Here is a 6,455-nt window from a genome sequence, read left to right on the forward strand (position 1 = left end):
GTAAAGGATTCACAGAATTAACACACTACCCTGTTGCGAATAAATTAACCCTATTTGCAGGGACAGGTGCGGAAGTATCGGATGCTTTTCCTGCGGTTACACCCTTCTCTGGAGAGGGTCAGGAATCTATCTCTCGGTTTGCGAATTTAAACCCTGTTCTACGGGTTTCTGGAGGCACTTCTGGTTCTGGTTTAGCCTCTGCGGCTGGGTTTATTTACAGTATATCTCCGCAGCTTGATTTGAGAGCTTTATACGGTAATGTGAATGCGAATCTGCCTCAACGTGCTGCTGATATAGATCCTGGAGTTTCTGGTACACCTTTAGGCTCTGGGGTGTTTAGTGGTAGTGCTGTTATATCTACACAATTAACTTTCAAACCTACTAAATCCATAGATATTGGCTTAAACTATGCGAATAGTTATCACGAAATCAATATTTTGGGGACGGGATTAACTAGTAGTGATATTGGCTCAAGTTTTTCTAGCGGCGCTATGGCAGGTGTGCGTTTGGGAACTCCTGTAAAACTCAATTCTTTTGGTGGAACTGTTAATTTCCGGTTTTCTCCGAAGGTGGCTTTAGCTGGTTATGGTGCAGCTATGTTTGTGGATGATTCTTCTCCTGACCCTGCTGTAAATGCTTCCACAACCTTTACGAGTTGGATGGTGGGTTTACACTTTAATGATTTAATCAAACAGGGTAACAATGCTGGTTTGATTTTTGGACAACCGCTATATCGGACAAGTGCTAGTGGGTCTGCTACACTGGCTGATGCGGGAGTGAGTAGAGCTATGCCTTATCATGTGGAAGGTTATTACCGTTTCCGGGTTAATGATAATGTAAGTATTACTCCAGGTGCAATTGTGTTGTTTAATCCTGAAGGAAACAGTAATAATCAAACTACTGCTGTAGGGGTTCTGCGGACTACTTTTACTTTCTAGAATACCGATTCGGTAATGATAGACTCAAAAAAACCGGTTTAATCATTAGATTCCATCGGTAAGGTGTTTAGCAATGCTAAACAACTACAAGTAGTTTCAGGGAATAGGACATTTTCTGTTCCCTGTTTTTTACTGCCTTTTTTGTAAATTTTTCGCAAAACATTATATTAATCCAATATATATTAATCTCATACAGTAAAATAGCCTAGAGAGTAATAAACTAAGTATTAACCATTATGAATTTGCCAAAATATTTCCCGTATGTAAGAAAACTAATCAGCATTATTTCACCAACACTATTAATTACATCTGCCTTGCCTACACAGTTGGTGGCACAGCCATTACCAATGAAAATAAGTCTGGAGTTCCCGTCTGGAGAATCCAAAGGCACACCTAAATCAACACTCGGTGGAGGAAGACGAGGAAATTCATGTCTCATCCGTGACAAAAAGAAACCATCTTTAACTGCCTTAATGCCCAACCGAAGTAATAAAAGTATTACAGTTTCCGCAACTCCAGAATTCTATTTTTATGTCCCCGCAAGTACCGCAACTACCGGAGAATTTGTCATCAGATCCGGTGAAGAAGATGGTTATGAAACAACCTTTCAACTGCCTAGTAAATCAGGAATAGTAAAACTGCAACTCCCCTCCCAATTCTCTCTCAAAACAGATTTAACATATAAATGGTACTTTACAATTATTTGTGATGATTCTGACAGAAGTGCCGATGAGTATACACAGGGAACAATAGAACGAACAGCAATCAGTACATCATTGAACAAGGCTCTTCAGCAAGCAACACTTCTAAAACAAGCAGAAATTTATGCTCAGTATAAGATTTGGCCGGAAACCCTCAGCAAAATTGTCCAGTTACGCACCGAAAAGCCAAATGAATGGAAAGAACTTTTAAAATCAGTTAATTTAGAGGCAATAGCCGAAGAACAGCTAGTTGATTGTTGCCAATTAAGTCCTAAACCTAAGTAAAAATGGATGCAAACAATCTGAAAAATTTTCTTTGGCAAGGACGCGGCTTGTGGAGTACCACACCAGTAATTGCCATTACAGTAATTCTCATCCGTTTTGTAGGTTTATTGCAGGGCTGGGAATGGGGAGTTTTTGACCAATATGTACGTTGGCGACCTTCACAAGCTCGTGATAACCGCATTGTTATTGTTGGTATTGATGAACAAGACTTGGATAATCTCAAACAAGCAACAATTACAGATCAAGTCTTAGCTAACTTCCTCAACAAACTCAAAGCCAGAAAACCAAGAGCTATTGGACTCGATGTGTATCGTAATTTACCTGAGTCACCTGGGACTTCAGAATTAGAACAGGTGTTTAAATCTACTCCTAATCTAGTTGGTATCGAGAAAGTAGTAGGAAAAAACAAATACGAACGAGTCGCACCACCACCAGTCCTCAAATCTTTGGGTCAAGTGGGTGCAAATGACTTAGTGGTTGATTCTGATAACAAGGTGCGACGCGCTTTAATGTATTATACAAATACAGAAACTAAGGAAACCGTTTACAGTTTCAGCTTACATTTAGCTTTGCGTTATCTGGAAAAAGAAGGAGTTCGCGCCAGCAAAGATTTTCGACTAGGGAAAACTAAATTTATTCGTTTTGAAAGTAATGATGGTGGTTATGTTCATGCTAATGCTGGTGGATACCAGATATTAATGAACTATCGAGGAAACAACAATTACTTCGACACCGTTTCCATGAGAGATATTATGGAAGACAAAGTACCTGCTGGTTGGGGGAGAGATCGTATCATCCTAATTGGGTATACAGGAGAGAGTTTGAAAGACTCATTTTTTACCCCTTTCAGCAGCGAACTTCTCAGCTTTTCAAAACAAATGAGTGGAGTGGAAATTCATGCCAATATCACCAGCCAAATTATCAGTGCAGCTTTAGAAAATCGCTATTTATTTAAAACTTTCTCAGAACCTCAAGAGTGGGTATGGATAATATTTTGGAGTGGGGTTGGCGCGTTCTTGACTTGGAATTTACGATTACAAAACCTCTTCACATTCCAGAGGGCGATCGCTGTTGTAGTGGCAGGAGGGACTTTACTAGGTAGCACCTACTTAGCTTTCCTCTGGGGTTGGTGGCTACCCGTAGTCCCACCATTTTTAGGACTCATAGGCTCAGTGGTTGCCATCACAGCTTACATTGCTCGCACTGCTGGAGATATCCGCAAGGTATTTGGGCGTTACTTAACGGATGCAGTTGTAGCTAATTTACTAGAAAGTCCAGAAGGATTGAAACTCGGTGGTGAAAGGCGGCAAATTACTATTTTTACCTCCGACTTAAGAGGATTTACAGCCACCTCAGAAAGATTACAACCAGAAGAAGTTGTCAAAATCCTCAACTTTTATCTGGAATGTATGGCAGATGAAATTACCAAATACCAAGGAACTATTGATGAATTCATGGGTGATGGGATTTTGGTACTTTTTGGCGCTCCTACTGCCAGAAAAGATGATGCCGTTAGAGCCGTTGCTTGCGGTGTCGCTATGCAGTTAGCTATGGTTAAAGTTAATGCTAAGATGCAGGAATGGGGCTTACCACCTCTAGAAATGGGCATCGGTATTAATACAGGTGTTGTGGTAGTGGGAAATATTGGTTCGGAAAAGCGCACTAAGTATGGTGTTGTTGGCAGTCAAGTAAATTTAACTTACCGCATTGAGGGCTACACTACAGGTGGCCAAATCATTATTTCTGAATCTACTTTCCAAGAAGTAGAGTCAATAGTGGTAATTGACAGTCAAACGCAAGTTACCCCAAAAGGGGTTCAAGAACCAATCAATGTTTATAAAATAGCTGGCATTGCCGGTGAATATAATCTTTTTCTCTCTCCACATCATGAAGAATTATGCACTCTACCTGAACCAATTCCCATTGAATATTCGCTGGTAGATGGTAAAGATATTGGTAGTTCATCATTCAAAGGGGTTTTAGTGCGACTTTCAATTAATGAAGCAGAAATTTGTTTTGTCAGTGAAGAGGTTCAAGAACCACCCTGTTACTTAACCAACATCAAACTTAATTTATATACACCAAATCAACCCGGAGAAACAGGCGATATATATGCCAAAGTTTTGGAAAAACCTGCCCAAGTAGGTCATTTTTGTATTCGATTTACTGCCAAACCTCCAGAAATTATCAGCAAATTTAGTAATTTAATTGAACAAATTAATTCGCAAAATGCTCAATGATTTAGAAGGTAAGCATCAGGAGTCAAAAATTGTAAAATCAACATATTCGATACTGAGTAATAGTAAAATGACAAAATTGATATTTTTAGGTTCTGGTTCAGCTTTTACAGTTGGTGCTAACAACTTTCAGTCTAATATGATCTTAGTAACTGAAGAAAATCATAAACTATTAATTGATTGTGGTACAGATATTAGACTTTCTCTTTATGCGGCTGGTTTATCATATCTTGATATTACCGATATTTATATTAGTCATCTTCATTCTGATCATGTGGGAGGACTTGAATATATTGCTTTTAGTACGTTATTTGACCCTAGATGTCAAAAGCCAAATATTTATTTAAGCAAAGATGTTTCTAGTAATCTTTGGGAGAGAACTTTATCGGGTGGACTCAGATTTCTTGATGGTGATATTGCCAGTATAGATACATTTTTTGAAGAGCATAAGATTAACCAGCATGGTCATTTTACTTGGCAAGATATCAAGTTTGATCTCGTCAAAGTTAATCATGTGGATAATGGTTTTTATCTGATGCCCAGCTATGGCTTATTTTTTACATTGGAAGGCGTTAAAATATTTTTATCTACAGATACCCAATTATGTTTAGATAAAAACAAAGAATATTATGAACAATCAGATATAATTTTTCATGATTGTGAAACTTCATGTTGTCAAACTCCTGTTCATGCCAATTATGAACAATTATCAACACTGCCACCAAAAATCAAAAATAAAATGTGGCTCTATGGTTATCAACCGGGTTTTCTACCTGATGCTAAAAAAGACGGGTTTTGTGGTTTTGTGGAGTGCGGACAGGTTTTTGATTTTTCATCTTTATATCAGCAAAAACTAGTTGAAAAAATTTCCTAATTCTCATGGCTATTTTTAGAGAAAACCAAACCCCCATCAGCGAAAATATTGTTAGCCATTGTTTGGATATTAGCAAATCAAAGGAATGAGAAATAGCGCGATAATTAGGATAATTAACCTTGGGGTTTGGGGTCTTATTCAATTACCTAATCAATCCCAAATAACTGGCTTTTTGCTAATAAATCTAGAATTACTGTCACAACACAAGCACCAGCAACAAGAGTAATTAAAACCACAGAAGATAAATTATTTCCCGCGATCGCTAAGAATAAAACAAAACTTCCCGCACCTAGACGATAAGCACTCAAAATTCTCCCTGTTTGCATTTTATCTAAAATACAAGTTGTAAAGTTAATCACGGACAAAACCATTAAGGAGAGTGTTACTGCACCGCAAAAAAGCCAACGTTCATTTCCTGGTAAAATATCAAATCCACTTTTGGCAATTATATGTTCAACCCCTACCCCTATAGCCGCTAAACCTATAGCTAGGAAAAGGTGAGAATAAAGCCAAGTCAGAAAGATTTTGATTTTCCCTGCTTTCATTGTTTCTAGTGGTGAAACATCAACGCTGTCGAAATAAAGCCACCAAAAACTAAAAGCTATACTCACACCTAACACAGCAGTTAATATTGATGCGGTATCCCATTGTTTTCCTGCTACCCCCCGCACGACTGCGGCCATTGATTCACCTAAAACAATGATTGTAAATAGTCCCAGTCTTTCGGGAACATGAGACATATTTGGTGGAATCTTGACTGCTAAATGACCTGTACCGAGTGGAGTCATAAATTCTATTAGCAAACCTAATGCCCAGAATCCAAACCGCCAGGGAATTGGCACAAATAGGGAAACTAACCAAAATACAGCACCAATACTAAAACCTCTCACATACCAATTGGTTAAAGGACGGGCTTCTGTTACATGATATCCCGCAATTAGATATTGCAGAATGAGAATACAGCGAGCAGCTATGTAGGCAATAGCAAATCCCTGAGAAGATGTACTTAAACCATGATGCAAATTTACTGTTAAAGCGATAATAACTGACATTTGCAGTAAAGTTAGCAAGCGATCGCCTAAGTCATCAGTATCAAAAAGAGTGGCGTAAAAAGTAGCACCTATCCAACACCACCAAATAGGGATAAACAGAGCAACAAAACCAATGAATCCCCCCAAAGAAACATCTTTACTGAGATTATGAGATAATTCAGCGATCGCTACCACAAACACTAAATCATAGAAAAGTTCCAGCCAAGTGGCACGTCTTTCTTCATGCTCCTCGTCAATGCGTAATCTAGGCGGTTGCCACAAACCTTTTTTCATCTGTTCAGGTACTAATAACTACTAACCGAGAACTATTTTAGTAGTTTTTCACTCTCCCCCCACTTTCGAGAGTTTATAGGGTAGGTAGAAGTAGG

At 38.6% G+C, this 6,455-nt stretch carries 5 protein-coding genes; 4 read left to right on the forward strand and 1 reads right to left on the reverse strand.

Annotated features, from left to right (window positions below):
* From FJR05_RS06945 to FJR05_RS06960, 4 genes are all read left to right on the forward strand, one after another.
* Nucleotides 1-938 (forward strand): iron uptake porin (locus FJR05_RS06945; protein WP_168643441.1); only part of this gene is annotated, 938 nt, incomplete at its 5' end.
* A gap of 236 nt (nucleotides 939-1,174) precedes the next feature.
* Nucleotides 1,175-1,924, forward strand: a complete 750-nt coding sequence (locus FJR05_RS06950) for a DUF928 domain-containing protein (protein WP_168643442.1) — start codon at nucleotides 1,175-1,177, stop codon at nucleotides 1,922-1,924.
* A gap of 2 nt (nucleotides 1,925-1,926) precedes the next feature.
* A complete protein-coding gene (locus FJR05_RS06955; RefSeq protein ID WP_168643443.1) occupies nucleotides 1,927-4,164 on the forward strand; it encodes a CHASE2 domain-containing protein in 2,238 nt (745 codons plus the stop codon).
* Between the two features lie 67 nt (nucleotides 4,165-4,231).
* Nucleotides 4,232-5,035 (forward strand): MBL fold metallo-hydrolase, encoded by an 804-nt coding sequence (locus FJR05_RS06960; RefSeq protein ID WP_168643444.1) that lies wholly within the window; start codon nucleotides 4,232-4,234, stop codon nucleotides 5,033-5,035.
* A 146-nt stretch (nucleotides 5,036-5,181) separates the two neighbouring features.
* Here the strand turns inward: FJR05_RS06960 and FJR05_RS06965 are convergent, their stop codons facing one another.
* Nucleotides 5,182-6,360, reverse strand: a complete 1,179-nt coding sequence (locus FJR05_RS06965) for a low temperature requirement protein A (RefSeq protein ID WP_168643445.1) — start codon at nucleotides 6,358-6,360, stop codon at nucleotides 5,182-5,184.
* Nucleotides 6,361-6,455 lie beyond the last annotated feature (95 nt).

This window comes from Dolichospermum sp. UHCC 0259 (assembly GCF_009711935.1).
GTDB lineage: Bacteria > Cyanobacteriota > Cyanobacteriia > Cyanobacteriales > Nostocaceae > Dolichospermum.

What these genes read in the sequence shown, in the direction of transcription:
- FJR05_RS06965 (WP_168643445.1), bottom strand. Translation starts at nt 6,360, where the DNA reads ATGAAAAAAGGTTTGTGGCAACCGCCTAGATTACGCATTGACGAGGAG.
- FJR05_RS06950 (WP_168643442.1), top strand. Translation starts at nt 1,175, where the DNA reads ATGAATTTGCCAAAATATTTCCCGTATGTAAGAAAACTAATCAGCATT.
- FJR05_RS06960 (WP_168643444.1), top strand. Translation starts at nt 4,232, where the DNA reads ATGACAAAATTGATATTTTTAGGTTCTGGTTCAGCTTTTACAGTTGGT.
- FJR05_RS06955 (WP_168643443.1), top strand. Translation starts at nt 1,927, where the DNA reads ATGGATGCAAACAATCTGAAAAATTTTCTTTGGCAAGGACGCGGCTTG.